The 14,887-nt window shown below is 70.6% G+C and carries 13 protein-coding genes and 1 pseudogene; 5 read left to right on the forward strand and 9 right to left on the reverse strand.

What is annotated here, in order from left to right:
• Positions 1-80: 80 nt before the first annotated feature.
• Positions 81-1,496: a phytoene desaturase family protein gene (locus tag ACFRMN_RS19180; protein WP_383020832.1), complete on the reverse strand. Its 1,416-nt coding sequence runs from the start codon at positions 1,494-1,496 to the stop codon at positions 81-83.
• Positions 1,497-1,582: 86 nt separating this feature from the next.
• Between ACFRMN_RS19180 and ACFRMN_RS19185 the strand changes: the two genes are divergently transcribed.
• Positions 1,583-2,446, forward strand: a complete 864-nt coding sequence (locus ACFRMN_RS19185; RefSeq protein ID WP_383020834.1) for a nucleotidyltransferase domain-containing protein — start codon at positions 1,583-1,585, stop codon at positions 2,444-2,446.
• Between the two features lie 86 nt (positions 2,447-2,532).
• Here ACFRMN_RS19185 and ACFRMN_RS19190 read toward each other — a convergent pair whose 3' ends face one another.
• Both ACFRMN_RS19190 and ACFRMN_RS19195 read right to left on the reverse strand, forming a co-directional pair.
• Positions 2,533-3,393 carry an inositol monophosphatase family protein gene (locus tag ACFRMN_RS19190; RefSeq protein ID WP_383020837.1) on the reverse strand — a complete coding sequence of 287 codons (861 nt, stop codon included), beginning with the start codon at positions 3,391-3,393 and terminating at the stop codon, positions 2,533-2,535.
• Between the two features lie 145 nt (positions 3,394-3,538).
• Positions 3,539-5,350, reverse strand: coding sequence for a gamma-glutamyltransferase family protein (locus tag ACFRMN_RS19195; protein WP_383020839.1), 1,812 nt, complete (start codon positions 5,348-5,350; stop codon positions 3,539-3,541).
• Between the two features lie 210 nt (positions 5,351-5,560).
• On the opposite strand from ACFRMN_RS19195, the pseudogene ACFRMN_RS19200 reads away from it, so the two are divergent.
• Positions 5,561-5,734, forward strand: a pseudogene (locus ACFRMN_RS19200) (IS5/IS1182 family transposase); the annotation flags it as partial.
• Positions 5,735-6,466: 732 nt separating this feature from the next.
• Positions 6,467-7,021: a hypothetical protein gene (locus tag ACFRMN_RS19205; protein WP_383020842.1), complete on the forward strand. Its 555-nt coding sequence runs from the start codon at positions 6,467-6,469 to the stop codon at positions 7,019-7,021.
• A 327-nt stretch (positions 7,022-7,348) separates the two neighbouring features.
• Here ACFRMN_RS19205 and ACFRMN_RS19210 read toward each other — a convergent pair whose 3' ends face one another.
• Genes ACFRMN_RS19210 through ACFRMN_RS19220 form a run of 3 tightly spaced genes read right to left on the reverse strand, consistent with a single transcriptional unit; the run spans position 7,349 to position 8,655 of the window.
• Positions 7,349-7,735 (reverse strand): VOC family protein, encoded by a 387-nt coding sequence (locus tag ACFRMN_RS19210; protein ID WP_383020844.1) that lies wholly within the window; start codon positions 7,733-7,735, stop codon positions 7,349-7,351.
• Positions 7,732-8,025: an ArsR/SmtB family transcription factor gene (locus ACFRMN_RS19215; protein WP_383020847.1), complete on the reverse strand. Its 294-nt coding sequence runs from the start codon at positions 8,023-8,025 to the stop codon at positions 7,732-7,734. Before ACFRMN_RS19215 ends, ACFRMN_RS19210 begins: the two co-directional genes overlap by 4 nt.
• A 33-nt stretch (positions 8,026-8,058) precedes the next feature.
• On the reverse strand, positions 8,059-8,655 hold the full coding sequence (locus ACFRMN_RS19220) for a GNAT family N-acetyltransferase (RefSeq protein WP_383020849.1): 597 nt from the start codon (positions 8,653-8,655) through the stop codon (positions 8,059-8,061).
• A gap of 127 nt (positions 8,656-8,782) precedes the next feature.
• Between ACFRMN_RS19220 and ACFRMN_RS19225 the strand changes: the two genes are divergently transcribed.
• Complete coding sequence (locus ACFRMN_RS19225; protein ID WP_383020852.1) at positions 8,783-9,421, forward strand: TetR/AcrR family transcriptional regulator; 639 nt, start codon at positions 8,783-8,785, stop codon at positions 9,419-9,421.
• A gap of 96 nt (positions 9,422-9,517) precedes the next feature.
• Entirely contained in the window at positions 9,518-10,573 is a 1,056-nt protein-coding gene (locus ACFRMN_RS19230; protein ID WP_383021052.1) for a lipoate--protein ligase family protein, read from the forward strand.
• Between the two features lie 94 nt (positions 10,574-10,667).
• On the opposite strand, the gene ACFRMN_RS19235 is transcribed toward ACFRMN_RS19230, so the two are convergent.
• The 3 genes from ACFRMN_RS19235 to hydA form a co-directional block, all read right to left on the reverse strand.
• On the reverse strand, positions 10,668-12,233 hold the full coding sequence (locus ACFRMN_RS19235) for an NCS1 family nucleobase:cation symporter-1 (protein ID WP_383020855.1): 1,566 nt from the start codon (positions 12,231-12,233) through the stop codon (positions 10,668-10,670).
• A gap of 134 nt (positions 12,234-12,367) precedes the next feature.
• Positions 12,368-13,369 carry a TIGR03842 family LLM class F420-dependent oxidoreductase gene (locus ACFRMN_RS19240; protein WP_383020857.1) on the reverse strand — a complete coding sequence of 334 codons (1,002 nt, stop codon included), beginning with the start codon at positions 13,367-13,369 and terminating at the stop codon, positions 12,368-12,370.
• A gap of 20 nt (positions 13,370-13,389) precedes the next feature.
• The gene (hydA, locus tag ACFRMN_RS19245) at positions 13,390-14,796 is read right to left on the reverse strand and encodes a dihydropyrimidinase (RefSeq protein ID WP_383020859.1); all 1,407 of its coding nucleotides are present in this window, start codon (positions 14,794-14,796) and stop codon (positions 13,390-13,392) included.
• Between the last annotated feature and the right edge of the window lie 91 nt (positions 14,797-14,887).

Genomic DNA, 14,887 nt, shown 5'->3' on the forward strand with positions numbered 1-14,887 from the left:
GCTCATCGGCGGCTCGGGGCGCGGTGGCTCGGGGGCGCGGTGGGTCCGGCGGCCCGGGGTCCGGCGGCCCCGGAGTCCGCTCAGACTGCGCGCAGCTTTCGCCACACCGCCTTCGCCGCGTTGTGCCCGGACATCCCGTGCACCCCGGGCCCCGGCGGGGTCGCGGAGGAGCAGAGGAAGACCGCGGGATGAGGGGTGGCGTACGGGAAGAGGGAGATCTTCGGGCGCAGCAGCAACTGGAGCCCGGAGGCGGCGCCGCACGCGATGTCCCCGCCCACGTAGTTGACGTTACGGGCCGCCAGCTCGGGCGGGCCCGCGGTCGCGCGGGCCAGGACGCGGTCACGGAAGCCGGGCGCGAAGCGTTCCATCTGCCGCTCGACCGCGTCCGTGAGGTCGCCCCGCCAGCCGTTCGGGACATGGCCGTACGCCCAGAAGACATGCTTGCCCTCGGGCGCGCGGGACGGGTCGACGAGGCTGGGCTGCGCGGTGATCAGGAACGGCGTCGGCGGCGCCTGTCCGCCCGCGGCCTGGCGCAGCGCGGCGCCGATCTCCCCGCTGGTGGGTCCGACCTGGACCGTGCCGGCCCGTCTGGGCTCCTCGGCCGTCCAGGGCACGGGTCCGTCCAGCGCGTAGTCGATCTTGAAGACGCTCGCCCCGTACCGGTACCCGTCATAGGCCCTGCCGAGACCGGCGATCCTGGCCAGGGCGGTGGGTGAGGTGTCGAAGACATACGCGCGGGCGGGCGGCAGATCGTCCAGCCGCTTGACCTCGTATCCGGTGTGGACCGTGCCTCCCAGGTCACGGAGGTAAGCGGTGAGCGCGTCCGCGATCGACTGCGAGCCACCGCGCGGCATCGGCCAGCCGCCCGCGTGCGCGGCGAGCGCGAAGACCAGACCGACGGCGCCGGTCGCGATCCCGTTCAGCGGGGCGATGACATGGGCGACGAGTCCGGCGAACAGCGCCTTCGCCTTCTCGTCGCGGAACCGGCGGGTCAGCCATGTGGAAGGAGGCAGTCCGGTGAGACCGAACCGCGCCAGGGTGACGGGGTCCTGGGGCAGCGCGGTCAGCGGCAGGGACATGAAGTCCTGGGCGAGGCTGTCCCATTTGCCGAGGAACGGGGCGACGAGCCGGCGATACGCACCGGCGTCACGCGGCCCGAACGACATGGCCGTCTCGGCGACGGAGCGGGACAGCACAGCCGCCGTCCCGTCGTCGAAGGGGTGCGCCATCGGCAGCTCGGGGTGGAGCCAGTCGAGGCCGTACCGGGCGAGCGGCATCGTCTTGAAGACGGGCGATCCCGCACCCAGCGGATGGACGGCGGAACAGGGGTCGTGGCGGAATCCGGGGAGTGTCAGCTCTTCCGTCCTGGCACCGCCCCCCACGGTGTCCTTGGCCTCGAACACGGCCACGGAGAATCCACGCCTGGCCAGCTCGACCGCGGCGGTCAGCCCATTGGGTCCCGCCCCCACGACGACGGCATCGAGCATCGAGGTCACCTTCGGACTCCTTTGTCAGCCGATGGCAAGGAGCCCCAGGATATTCCTGGGCACTGACAGCCCGAACCCCGGTACTGTCCGCGACGATGAACACGACGATCGAAGCGATGGCAACGGGCCTGATGTCCGTACGCGGCGTACGCGCCGTGGCCCTCGGCGGCAGCCGTGCCCGGGGCACGCACCGCCCCGACTCGGACTGGGACCTGGGCGTCTACTACCGCGGCGAGCCGGACGTCACCGCGCTGGCGGCGCTGGCCGCGGAGGTGACCGGCTCCCCGGTGGAGGTCGCGGGCCCCGGCGGCTGGGGTCCCTGGGTGAACGGCGGCGCCTGGCTCTCCGTCGACGGGGTCGCGGTGGACTGGATCCTGCGGGATCTGGACCGGGTGGAACGGGTCTGGGCGGAGTGCCGGGAGGGCCGGTTCGAGATCGGCACGCAACCGGGCCATCCGCTCGGCTTCTGGTCACCCGCGTACGCCGGGGAGGTCGCGCTCTGCCGCGTGCTGGCGGATACGGACGGCGAGTTGACGGCGCTGCGGGCGGCGGCGCGGGATTATCCGGAGCCGCTGCGGACCGCGCTCGCCGAGGCGGTCTGGGAGGCGGACTTCTCGGTGGCGGCGGCCCGCAAGGCGGCGGGCGCGGCGGGGAACGGGGCTGGGGGGGGGGGCGCCCCGGGGGGCGGGGACACCCGCGAGGCCGGGGGCGACGCGCTGTATGTGTCGCTCTGTCTGTCCCGGGCCTTCGGAATCCTCGTGCAGGCCCTCCTGGCCCACCACCGGGTCTGGTGTCTCAACGAGAAGGGCGCGCTCGCGACGGCCGCCGCGCTGCCGGGTACCCCGCCGGACTTCGCGCCCCGGGTCGCGACGGCACTCCAGGGGCTGGACGCGGCGGCGGTGGAGGCGGCGGGCGCCCTGGTGCGTGACGTACGCGCGGTCCTGGACACGGGCGCCTGACGGCGTACGGGTCCGACGGCGTACGAGCGTGACGTCGCCCCCGCACCCGTACGGGGTACCACTCCGTGCCCGCCGCGTGCGTGTGCTCAGCCTCCGGCGAGCAGCCGCTCCCGTACCCGCTCGGCCGTCGCCGTGTCCCTGGCGGCCGTGAACGGCAGCGCGTTGTCACCGGTGATGCGGAACCGCTCGCCCGTGAGCGTCATCTGGGCGCCGCCCGCCTCCTCGACCAGCAGCAGGCCCGCCGCGTGGTCCCACGCCAGCTCCCAGTTGAAGGCCACCGCGTCGAGCGCGCCCCGCGCCACGCCCAGATATTCGAGCCCGGCGGAGCCGCACGGACGGGCTTCGACGCCCTCGGTGCGCAGCCCCAGGAGGGCGTGCTTCTGCTCATCCGTGGTGTAGTCGGGGTGGGACATCGCGACATGGAGCACCGCGCCGGGCGCGGGCGCTCCGGAGTGCAGGGGGACGCCGTCGAGGGTGGCACCCCGGCCGCGTACGGCGATCGCCATCTCGTCCAGCGCCGCCGCGTACGTCCAGGACGCCAGCACCTCGCCGCCCTGCGCGAGGGCGACGAGCGTGCAGAAGCCCCGCTCGCCGCGGACGAACGGGCGGGTGCCGTCGACCGGGTCGACGATCCATACGGGCGCGTCACCGCGCAGCGCGTCGTACACCGACGGATCCGCGTGCACCGCCTCCTCACCGACCACGACGGAGCCCGGGAGCAGCGCGGTGAGGGCGGCGGTGAGATATTCCTCCGCGCCCCGGTCCGCGACGGTCACCAGATCGTGCGGACCGTGCTTCTCGACGATCTCGTGCGCGGCGAGCTGCCGGAAACGCGGCATGATCTCCGCGGCGGCGGCCGCGCGCAGCGCCTCCTCGACGGCGGACACCCGGGGTCCGCGGGCCGCCCCCGGAAGGGGAACCGTTCCGTACACAGAGTCATCGATCATTGCCCCAGCCAACCATGCCCGGGGGACCGGCCGCGTGCCAGGTCATATGACGGGACGGCGGACGGCCGGCGGACGGGAGGGTCCGGGAGCGCGGACGGGAGGGTCCGGGAGGCGGAGGACGGTCAGGGGCAGGAGGTCCGGACGGTCAGCGGCCCACGGCGTACCCCTGCATACCGCGGGGGTTGGCCGCGGCCGAGAGGATGCCGGTATCCGGGTCCCTGGCGACCGCGCAGAGCCGCCCCTCCGACCATGGATCGCCGACGGTCACCTCATGGCCCCGGCGGCGCAGTTCCCCGACGACCTCCGGGTCCATCCGGGACTCCACGGTCACGCTGCCGGGGCGCATGCCGCGTGGGTAGAAGGAGCCGGGGAAGCTGTCGTTGTGCCAGTTGGGCGCGTCGATGGCGCCCTGGAGGTCGAGTCCGCCGCGTACGGGCGGCCGCAGGGCGAGTGCCAGGAAGAAGTGCAGCTGCCACTGGTCCTGCTGGTCGCCGCCCGGCGTGCCGAAGGCCAGCACCGGTACGCCGTCGCGCAGTGCGAGGGACGGGGTGAGGGTGGTACGGGGCCTGCGGCCCGGGGTCAGGGAGTTCGGCAGACCGGAGTCCAGCCAGGCCATCTGGAGCCGCGTACCGAGCGGGAAACCCAGCTCGGGCACGACCGGGTTGGACTGGAGCCAGCCACCGCTGGGGGTGGCGGCGATCATGTTGCCCCAGCGGTCGACGATGTCGAGGTGGCAGGTGTCGCCCCGGGTGGCGCCGTCCCTGGCCACGGTCGGCTCCCCCGCGCCGGGGATCCCGAGCGGGTCGAAGCCGGGCTCGCCCGCGGCGACGGCAGTGGCATGGCCGCTGAGCGCGGGTGCGCGTCCCTCGGGGCTGCCGGGGCGCAGCTCGTACGAGGCGCGCTCACCGATCAGGGCGCGGCGCGCGGTGTTGTACGGCTCCGACAGCAGCGCGGCGAGCGGGATGTCCTCGGCACCGGCGTCGCCGTACCAGGCCTCCCGGTCCGCCATGGCGAGCTTGCAGCCCTCGATGAGGAGATGGACGTACTCCGCCGATCCGTACCGGGGCAGTTCGGCCGCGCGGGAGGGCAGCAGGGCGAGCTGCTGGAGGAGTGCGGGGCCCTGGCTCCAGCCGCCCGCCTTGCACAGCGTCCAGCCGTTCCAGTCGTAGGTGACGGGCGCCTCGTACGTCGCGGACCAGCCCGCCAGATCGGCGGCGGTGAGGGTGCCGGTGTGACGGGCGCCGCTGGTGTCCATGGTGGGGCGGGCGGATTGCGCCACCAGCGCCTCGGCGATGAAGCCCGTACGCCAGACCGCTCTGGCGGCCTCGATCTGGGCCACCCGGTCCGCGCCGGCCTCCTCGGCCTCCGCGATCAGCCGGCGCCAGGTCGCGGCGAGCGCGGGGTTGCGGAACAGTTCACCGGGCGCGGGTGCCTTGCCGCCGGGGAGGTAGACGTCCAGGGACGAGGTCCACTCCGTCTCGAAGAGTTCACGGACGGTCTCGACGGTCTCGCCGACCCGTTCGACGGGGGCGTGGCCGTCCTCCGCGTAGCCGATGGCGTAACGCAGCACCTGGGCGAGGGACTTGGTGCCGTGGTCGCGCAGCAGCAGCATCCAGGCGTCGAAGGCGCCCGGTACGGCGGCGGCCAGCGGCCCGGTGCCGGGGACGAGTTCGAGGCCGAGCGAGCGGTAGTGGCCGATGGTCGCGCCCGCGGGCGCGGGGCCCTGGCCGCAGAGGACCCGTACCTCGCCGCCGCCGGGCGCGAGGATGATCGGCACTTCACCGGCGGGCCCGTTGAGATGGGGTTCGACGACATGCAGGACGAAGCCGGCGGCGACGGCCGCGTCGTAGGCGTTGCCACCGTCCTCCAGGACGGCCATCGCGGACTGCGAGGCCAGCCAGTGGGTGGAGGAGACCATGCCGAAGGTGCCCTGGAGGGTGGGACGGGTAGTGAACATATGGCCTCTCACCTAGTTGTTTCCGCCCATCGGCCCAGGCCGATCGACGCTCAGGACCGGTGCTGGGGAGAATCTGGGGAGTTTAGACCAGCCCCCTCCCCCCATCCGCACCTCCAGCAGGCTATCGATCGCCCTACTCCCCTTCTTCCCGGCCTCTGGCATGAAGTGGGCGTAGTGATCGAGAGTGATGGTCGGTGACGAATGCGCTCCCGGCGCGGACGCCGACGGCGCAAGCCCTACAAGCTCCACGCCGACAGGGGATACGGCTACGACCACCTGCGGCGATGGTTACGCGGGCACGGCATCAGGCACCGCATCGCCCGCAGGGGCATCGAGTCCTCGACCCGACTGGGCCGCCACCTCTGGACCATAGAACGCACGATGTGCGCCACGAGGCGCTCTGTTTGTATCCCCGGTTCAACCGGGAGGAACTCGGAAGGAGGTTCCTGGACCGAATGACTTACCTGGATCCGAAAGGTGAAGGGGACAACAGCATGTCAGACAACCAGTGACCGGGCTCAGTTGTCAGAGACGGTGTGCTGGGCGGCCCGCGCGATATGGCGAAGACTGGATTGTTTGAAGCCCAATCTCCAGAAGATGCAAGTTCCCATCCGCCGGAAAGACAAATGACCGGCGCCGCACCATGTACTGGGTTTCATTGTGACTTGGTGCACTTCCGGGGTGCGGAGCGATGTCCAGCGAGGACATTCAAGGAGATGAGTGGGACGCCTAAGTCGCTCTAGAACGTACTGATCCGCGCCGGACGGCCAGAAGGGCGAGGCGGCCGGCTCCACCCTGGGCGGCGGCCTGGCCGGCGCCTGGGCGGGTGCCAAGATCGGCGCAGCGGCCGGCGCGGCGATCGGATCCATCATCCCCGGCGCAGGAACAGCCGCCGGTGGAGTCGTCGGAGGCGTGGTCGGCGGTATCGCCGGGAGCTATGTCGGCAGCAAGACGGGTGATTTCCTCAACAGTCTCTGGTGACTCACCCCTGAGTCTCCGGTAACTCACCCCTGATAGCTTGGCCCCCGCGGTGCTCTGTGACCACGGGGGCCAGGCCCTTTGTCCGGTCACAACGATTCGGGCCTTTTCCCGGGCCCCGCGAGGCAGAAAGACGTGATGAGCGAGTACGACACGTCCGGCGGCTGGTTCGACGCCGATCCGGAGCTGGAGCCCACCGAGGACGGTCTGCGGTTTCTCGCCGCGCTGCGGGAGCGGGCGGAGTCCGGCGGATGGGGCTGCGAGCCCGACGACACCTATGCGACGTTCGCGGTCTTCGAGAACCGTACGGAACTTCTGGTCACCCTGGGTCTGTCCGATCCCACGACCGAGCCCGAGCAGCATGTGCTGACCGTGGGCGCGTTCTTCACCGGTTCGCGTCTCGTCGGCGGGGAATTCCACGATCAGCTGTACACCCTTGAGCGGACCCTGGAAACGCTGATCGCGGATGACGGGTCGCCGGAATTCCTCGCCGAGCGGGCGGCGGAGTGGTTCGCGCGGATGACCGAACTGCCCGTCCTGAGGAACGAGTTCGCCGTCGACGGCCGGGTGGTGAACCGGCAGTGGGTGCTGGCCGGCTCCGGCCGGGAGCTGGCGGCGCAGTTCCGGGTGGAGCCGGGCGACCCACTCGCGCGCACGGTCCAGGTGCGGGGCGCGGGCGGTTCCGCGGAGTGAGGGCGCGGCCGGCTCCTGCGGGATTCAGCGGCGTCCCGATCAGGGCATCCGTGTGAGGGATGTCATCGACGCGGGCGAAGGCCGCCTGTTCATGGGGAAGTTGGGTGCTGACGCCATGTGGACCAAGCGGGGACGTGGACTTGGCGGCGGCAGCCCGGATCGTCGGGGGGTGCGCTGGACCGGGTGGGCGGACTTCATCCTGATGGCCGAGCCCGCTCGCTAGGTCCTGTCCGGTCGCTCTTCGCGGATCAGGCCGCGACGTCTGGTTCGCCCTGTGTGTTGGGCGCTCGGTGACAGCGGCTCGCGACCGACGCCCGTGCCGGGGCCTTACTTGCTGTGCACGATCTGGATCAGGTTGCCGCAGGTGTCGTCCAGGACCGCGGTGGTGACCGGGCCCATCTCCAGCGGCTCCTGGGTGAAGCGCACCCCGAGCCCGCGCAGCCGGTCGAACTCCGCGGGTACGTCGTCCACGGCGAAGGAGGCGGCCGGGATGCCGTCGTTGACCAGCGCCGTCTTGTACGGCTTCACCGCGGGATGGCCGTCGGGTTCCAGCAGCAGTTCGGTCCCGTCGGGAGCCTCCGGCGAGACCACGGTCAGCCACCGGTCCTCGCCCAGCGGGACCTCGGTCTTCTTCACGAAGCCCAGCACGTCCGTGTAGAAGCGCAGGGCCTTGTCCTGGTCATCGACGAAGACGCTGGACAGGTGGATCCTCATGGGGTGCTCTCCGGTATATCGGGTCTGACCCATCGGGTCATGACGCGCTCAAGGGGTTCGGTGTTCAGATCGTGGAACTTGTAGCGGCCCTCGCGCCGCGAAAGGACCAGACCCACGGATTCCAGTACGGCCAGGTGCTGGCTGATCGCCTGACGGGACAGCCCGAGACCGTGTTTGGTCACCAGCCGTGCGCAAATCTCGAACAGCGTCTGGCCGTCCCGTTCCACCAGTTCGTCAAGGATGCGCCGACGTGTGGGGTCGGCCAGCGCCTTGAAGACATCATCCGCCATGACCGACACGATAGGCAAGTGGCGGCTTGCCTATCAAGTGAGGCGCCCCGCGGCCGCCTCGCGCGGCCCCGACGTTGCCTGGTCCGTGCGCAAGGGCCACTCGTCCGAGAGGATCGACCAGATCTCCTTGTCGTGCCGGACACCGCGGTACGGATAGCGCTGCCGCAGCACACCGTCACGGGTCATCCCGAGCCGGCGCGCGGTCTCGACGCTGCGGGTGTTGCCCGCCGCCGCCCACCATTCGACGCGGCTCATCCCGCGCTCCCGGAACGCCCAGTCGATACACACGCGGGACGCCCTGGTGACCAGGCCGCGCCCCTCGGCGGCGCCCTCCAGCCAGCAGCCGATCTCACACACTCCGGAGGCGGCGTCGAACGTGGTGAACATGACACCGCCGACCAGTGTGCCGTCCAGCCAGATGCCGTAGATCCGCGCCGCGTCCTTGGCCTGGTTGTCGGCGTAGCGCTGGAGGACGGCCGTGGCCGAGGGCAGGTCGGTACTGAGCGTCGCCCAGGGGATCCACGGGTCCACGGTGGGTCTGGCGCGGTCGGTATGGGCCAGGAACTCCGGGGCCTGCCAGGGTTCGAGGGGGCGGAGCTGGGCGTCGTCACCCAGGGCGAGCGCGAACACGGTGATCTCTTTCCGACGTAGGTGAGGGGTGTGGGGTGAGGAGGTAAGGCGGGTACTCGGGCACGGGAGTACGGGGGTACGGGGTACGGGGGTACGTAACGAGCGTTCGGTATGTAAGGTAGCAGGCATGCCGCCAGCACGAGGAGACCGTGACGCCCGCCGCGAGGACGTATCGGAGGCCGTGTGGCGCACACTCGCCGACAAGGGGTTCGGCGGACTGACCCTGCGCGCCGTCGCCGCCACGATGGGCGTCTCGACCGGGATGCTCATGCACTACTTCCCGACCAAGCGCGCGCTGGTCGGCCACGCTCTGGACGTCCTGGAGAAGCGCACCGCGGACCGTCCCCGGCGCGACCGCCCCGCCGAGGGCCTGGCGGCCCTGCGGGCGACACTGCTGGACATCCTTCCGCTGACCCCCGGCGACACCGCCCGCAACCGCGTCTGGGTCAGCTCCTGGGACCTCGCGCTCGCCGACGGGGAACTGGGCGCGGACCAGGCCGATCGCTACACACGTATGCGCTCCGCGATCCGCCCGCATCTGGAGGCGGCCCGGCGCCTGGGCGAACTGCCCGGGAGCGCGAATACGGACCAACTCGCCGCCACCGCGGTCGCGTTCGCGCACGGCCTGGTCGTCCAGGCCCTCTTCGACCCCGAACGGTTCCCCGTCGCCGTACAGACGTCCATGGTCGACGGCTTCCTCCGGTCCCTCGCGGCGGACCACTCCCTCGCGGCCGACCGCGCGCGTACACCGGACGCGGCGGAATGAACCGCCTCGGCGTGAGCGTTGCGCTGAGGGAAGCGGGCACCGGTTCGAGACAGGCACCGGTTCTTGGACGGCCCGGCCGGATCTGGAGGCATGACGGTGCACGGTGAGTACAAGGTCCCCGGCGGCAAGCTCGTCGTGGTCGATCTCGACACGGAGGACGGACTGCTGCGCCATGTCCGGGTCGCCGGTGACTTCTTCCTGGAGCCCGACGACGCGATCGAGTCGATCGACCGCGCGCTGGAGGGCGCCCCCGCCGACACCGACGCCACCGGTCTCGCCGCCCGTATCGAGGCGGCGCTGCCGCCCGGCACCGTGATGTACGGGCTCAGCGCCGAGGGCGTCGCCATCGCCGTGCGCCGTGCGCTGGCACACGCCACCGACTGGACGGACTACGACTGGCAGCTGATCCACGCGGCCCCGGAGTCACCCGCCCTCCATATGGCGCTCGACGAGGTCATCACCACCGAGGTCGCCGCCGGACTGCGCCCGCCCACCCTGCGGGTCTGGGAGTGGGCGGCGCCCGCCGTGGTGATCGGCAGCTTCCAGTCACTGCGCAACGAGGTGGACCCCGAGGGCGCGGAACGCCACGGCGTCACCGTGGTCCGCCGGATCTCCGGCGGCGGCGCGATGTTCATCGAACCGGGCAACACCATCACGTACTCCCTCTCCGTCCCCGACTCCCTCGTCAAGGGCCTCACCTTCGCCGACAGCTACGCCTATCTGGACGACTGGGTGCTCGGCGCGCTCGGCGACATGGGCATCACCGCCTGGTACCAGCCCCTCAACGACATCGCCACCGACGCCGGCAAGATCGCGGGCGCGGCCCAGAAGCGGATCGTGAGCGGTACGGGCGCGGTGCTGCACCACGTGACCATGGCGTACGACATCGACGCCGACAAGATGCTCGACGTGCTCCGCATCGGCCGCGAGAAGCTTTCCGACAAGGGCACCCGGAGCGCGAAGAAGCGCGTCGACCCCCTGCGCCGCCAGACCGGGCTGCCGCGCGAGACCGTCATCGAGCGGATGATCGACTCCTTCCGCGGCCGTTACGGACTGACCACGGGCAAGGTCACCGACGAGGAGATGGCCCGGGCCCGGGAGCTGGCCGCGACGAAGTTCTCCACCCCGGAGTGGACGGCCCGCGTGCCGTAGACCCGGTCAGCCCGTGCCGTAGACCCGATCAGGCCGCCCCGTAGACCCGATCGGGCCGCCCCGTAGACCCGATCAGGCCGCCCCGTGGGCCCCGTCAGTCCCGCGTCATCCCGTCCCGGCCCGACCGGCCGGCCGACCGCGGCAGCGTAAGGGCGACGTACAACACCAGTGAGGCCGCCAGACCCACCGCCCACCCGTAGTCCGCGAGGGGCTTGAGGAAGGGGATCAGTCCGTCCTCGGGGAACGGGCCCTTCCCCGGGGCCGAGTGTGAGCCCCCCACGGCCAGTACGCCGCCGATGGCGAAGGCGAGCACCGCTCGTGGGTTCCAGCCGTTGCGGTACCAGTAACGGCCGCCGGGACGGTACAGGTCGGCCAGGTCGAGGACGGTGCGGCGGACGATCCAGTAGTCGGCGATCAGGATGCCCGCGACCGTACCGAGCAGGCCGCCCACCAGACCGAGCCAGGTGAAGATGTACAGCTCGGGGGTGGCGGTGAGTTTCCACGGCATGATGACGACCCCGACCACACCCGTGATCAGCGCGCCCGTACGGAAGTTGATGACCTTCGGGGCGAGATTGGCGAGGTCGTAGGCGGGCGAGACGACGTTGGCGGCGATGTTCACGGAGATCGTCGCGATCAGTACGGTCACCAGCGCGAAGAGCAGGCCGAAGACGTTGTCGGTGTTCGCGGCCAGTTCGACCGGGTCCCAGACGGCCGCGCCGTACACCGCCTGCGAGCCGGAGGTGACGAAGACCGAGAGCACCGCGAAGAGGGTCATGGTCGTGGGCAGACCCAGCGACTGGCCCCAGATCTGGGCGCGTTGGCCCGCGCCGAAGCGGGTGAAGTCGGGGATGTTCAGGGACAGCGTGGACCAGAAGGCGATCATTCCCATCAGGGACGGGAAGAAGACCGGCCAGAATTCCGCGCCCCAGCCCAGCTCGGACGGCTGGTCGAGCAGTGGTCCGAGGCCGCCCGCCTTGATGGTGATCCAGACCAGCAGCACCAGCGCGCCGACGATCACGAAGGGTGCCGCCCAGTTCTCGAAGCGCCGCAGGGTGTCCATCCCCCGGTAGATGATGGCGAGTTCGAGCGCCCAGAAGAGGACGAAGCAGAGCCAGAGAGTCCAGGGCTGGCCGCCGATCCTCGACGCCTCCGCCCAGCCGCCGAAGATCTTGCCGAGCAGGACGAAGATGCCCTGGCCGCCGATCCAGGTCTGGATCCCGAACCAGGCACAGGCGACCCCCGCCCTGATCAGCGCGGGCAGATTCGCGCCGCGCAGCCCGAACGAGGCGCGGGCGAGCACCGGGAAGGGGATGCCGTACTTCGGCCCCGCGTGCCCGGTCAGCAGCATCGGGAACAGCACGATCACATTGGCCAGCGCGATCGTGAAGACCGCCTGCTTCCAGTCCATGCCGAGGGTGACCAGCCCGGAGGCGAGCAGCCAGGACGGGATGTTGTGCGCCATCCCGACCCAGAGGGCGGCGAAGTTGTATGTCGTCCAGCGGCGGCGGGCCAACGGTACGGGCAGCAGATCCGCGTTGGCGAAGCGGCTGTCGTCGGGAACCGCGCCGGGCGGGAGTTCGACGCGGCCCTCGGGGTCGGTCCGCGCGGCGGCGGCTATCGGATCTCCGGGGGAGGCGGGCGGTACGGTCGCGGTCATGGCGGGGGACCCTTCGTTCGAGGGTGGGTGTCGGGGACGTCGAACGAGGCCGTGCGGGCGGTGGTGGAACAGAAAGGCGCGGAACAGAAGAACGAAAGAGGAGAGCGCGGAACAGGAGAGCGCGGTCGTGCGGGTCAGTTCTGGAGCGCGGGGATGATCTCGGCTCCATACACGTCGATCGTCGCTTCCTTCGCGTCATGCATGTTGTACACGGCGAACTGGTCGACTCCCAGGTCGCGCAGCGCCCTCAGCTTCTCGATATGCGCCTCGGCCGGCCCCAGCAGACAGAACCGGTCCACGATCTCGTCGGGCACGAAGTCCGTGGACGGGTTCCCGGCCCGGCCGTGGTGGCTGTAGTCGTACCCCTGACGCCGCTTGATGTAGTCGGTCAGCGCGTCGGGCACCAGCCCGGAGTGCTCTCCGTACCGGGTCACCAGATCGGCCACATGATTGCCGACCATCCCGCCGAACCACCGGCACTGCTCACGCGCGTGCGCGATGTCGTCGCCGACGTAGGCGGGCGCGGCGACACAGATGGTGACGGAGTCCGGGTCGCGTCCGGCGTCGGACGCCGCCGTACGGACCGCCTTGACCATCCACTCGGTGAGGAACGGATCGGCGAGCTGGAGGATGAAACCGTCGGCCTTCTCCCCCGCCATGGCCAGCGCCTTGGGCCCGTACGCCGCCATCCACACCGGCAGTTTCCCGTCGCGTACCCAGGGCAGCCGCAGCGGCCGGCCGTCGACCACGGCCTCGCGCCCCTCCCCCAGATCGCGGATGACGTCGATGGCCTCGCCCAGCCGGGCCAGTGTGTTGGGTTTACGGCCCGCGACCCGCATCGCGGAGTCGCCGCGCCCGATGCCGCACACGGTGCGGTTGCCGTACATCTCGTTGAGTGTGGCGAATGTGGAGGCGGTCACCTCCCAGGTTCTGGTGCCCGGGTTGGTCACCATCGGGCCCACGGTCAGTGTGGTGGTGTGCTCCAGAACGCGGCTGTAGATGACGAAGGGCTCCTGCCAGAGCACGGCCGAGTCGAAGGTCCAGCCGTACGTGAAGCCGTTGCGTTCCGCGCGCCGCATGAGGCCGACGACCGCCGACGCGGGCGGGTCGGTCTGGAGGACGAGTCCGAAGTCCATGGCCTGGTCACTCCTAGGTCTCAGGTGAGGTACTGACAGAGGGAGCGGGGGGTGTACTGCCCGTGTCCCGCCCGCCCGGTGAACTTCCGTTGGTCGATGACGAGTTCACCGCGTGAGAGGACGGTCTCCACCTGTCCGGTGATCCGCTTGCCCTCGTACGCGGAGTAGTCCACGTCCATGTGATGGGTCTCGGCGGAGACGGTCTGCTCGGTGTGCGGGTCGTAGATGACGACATCGGCATCGGCGCCCGGCGCGATGGTGCCCTTGCGTGGATAGAGGCCGAACATCCTGGCCGGGGAGGCGCAGGCGATCTCGATCCAGCGGCGGCGGGTCAGCTTCCCCTCGACAACGGCCTGATGGAGCAGATCCATCCGGTTCTCCACGCCCGGCAGCCCGTTGGGGATCTTCGAGAAGTCGCCGCGGCCCATCTCCTTCTGGCCCGTGAAGCAGAACGGGCAGTGGTCGGTGGAGACCACCTGGAGATCGTTGGTACGCAGTCCGCGCCAGAGCGCTTCCTGGTGCTCCTTGGGCCGCAGCGGGGTGGAGCAGACGTACTTGGCGCCCTCGAAGTCCGGCTCGGCGAGATTGTCGGTGGAGAGGAAGAGGTACTGCGGACAGGTCTCGCCGAAGACGGGCAGCCCCTTGTCGCGGGCGGCGGCCAGTTCGGCGACGGCCTCCTCGGCCGAGACATGCACGACATACAGCGGGGCCTCGGCGACCCGCGCGAGCTGGATCGCCCGGTGGGTGGCCTCGGCCTCCAGCAGGACCTTGCGTACCTCGCCGTGGTAGCGCGGGTCGGTGTGCCCGGCGGCCAGGGCCTGTTCCACGAGGACATCGATCGCGATGCCGTTCTCGGCGTGCATCATGATCAGCCCGCCGTTGTACGCGGCGCGCTGCATGGCTCGCAGGATCCGGCCGTCGTCGCTGTAGAAGACGCCGGGATAGGCCATGAAGAGCTTGAAGGAGGTGACGCCCTCCTGGACGAGGAGGTCCATCTCCTTCAGGGAGCTCTCGTTGACATCGGCCATGATCATGTGGAACGCGTAGTCGATGGCGCAGTTGCCGTCGGCCTTCGCGTACCAGGCGTCGAGTCCGGTGCGCAGCGCCTGGCCCGGGGACTGGATGGCGAAGTCCACGATGGTGGTGGTGCCGCCCCAGGCGGCCGCGCGGGTACCGGTCTCGAACGTGTCGGCGGCGAAGGTGCCGCCGAACGGCATCTCCATGTGCGTATGGGCGTCGACCCCGCCCGGGATGACGTACTTGCCGGTGGCGTCGATGGTCCGGCCGGCGGTCCAGCCCTCGGCCACATCGGACCCGTGCGCGGCGAGCGCGACGATCCGGCCTTCCTCGATCAGTACATCGGCGTGGATCTCGTCGGCGGCGGTGATGACGAGTCCGCCGTGGATCAGGGTGCGGGTAGTGCTCATGCTGGTGGCGCTCCCTTTCGTACGGTCGGCTTGTGGCTTCGGGGAAGGCCCGGCCACGGGTCCGTCGAAGACCACGGTTACGGGTCCGCCG

The organism is Streptomyces sp. NPDC056835 (assembly GCF_042789485.1).
In the GTDB taxonomy this organism is placed as follows: Bacteria; Actinomycetota; Actinomycetes; order Streptomycetales; family Streptomycetaceae; genus Streptomyces.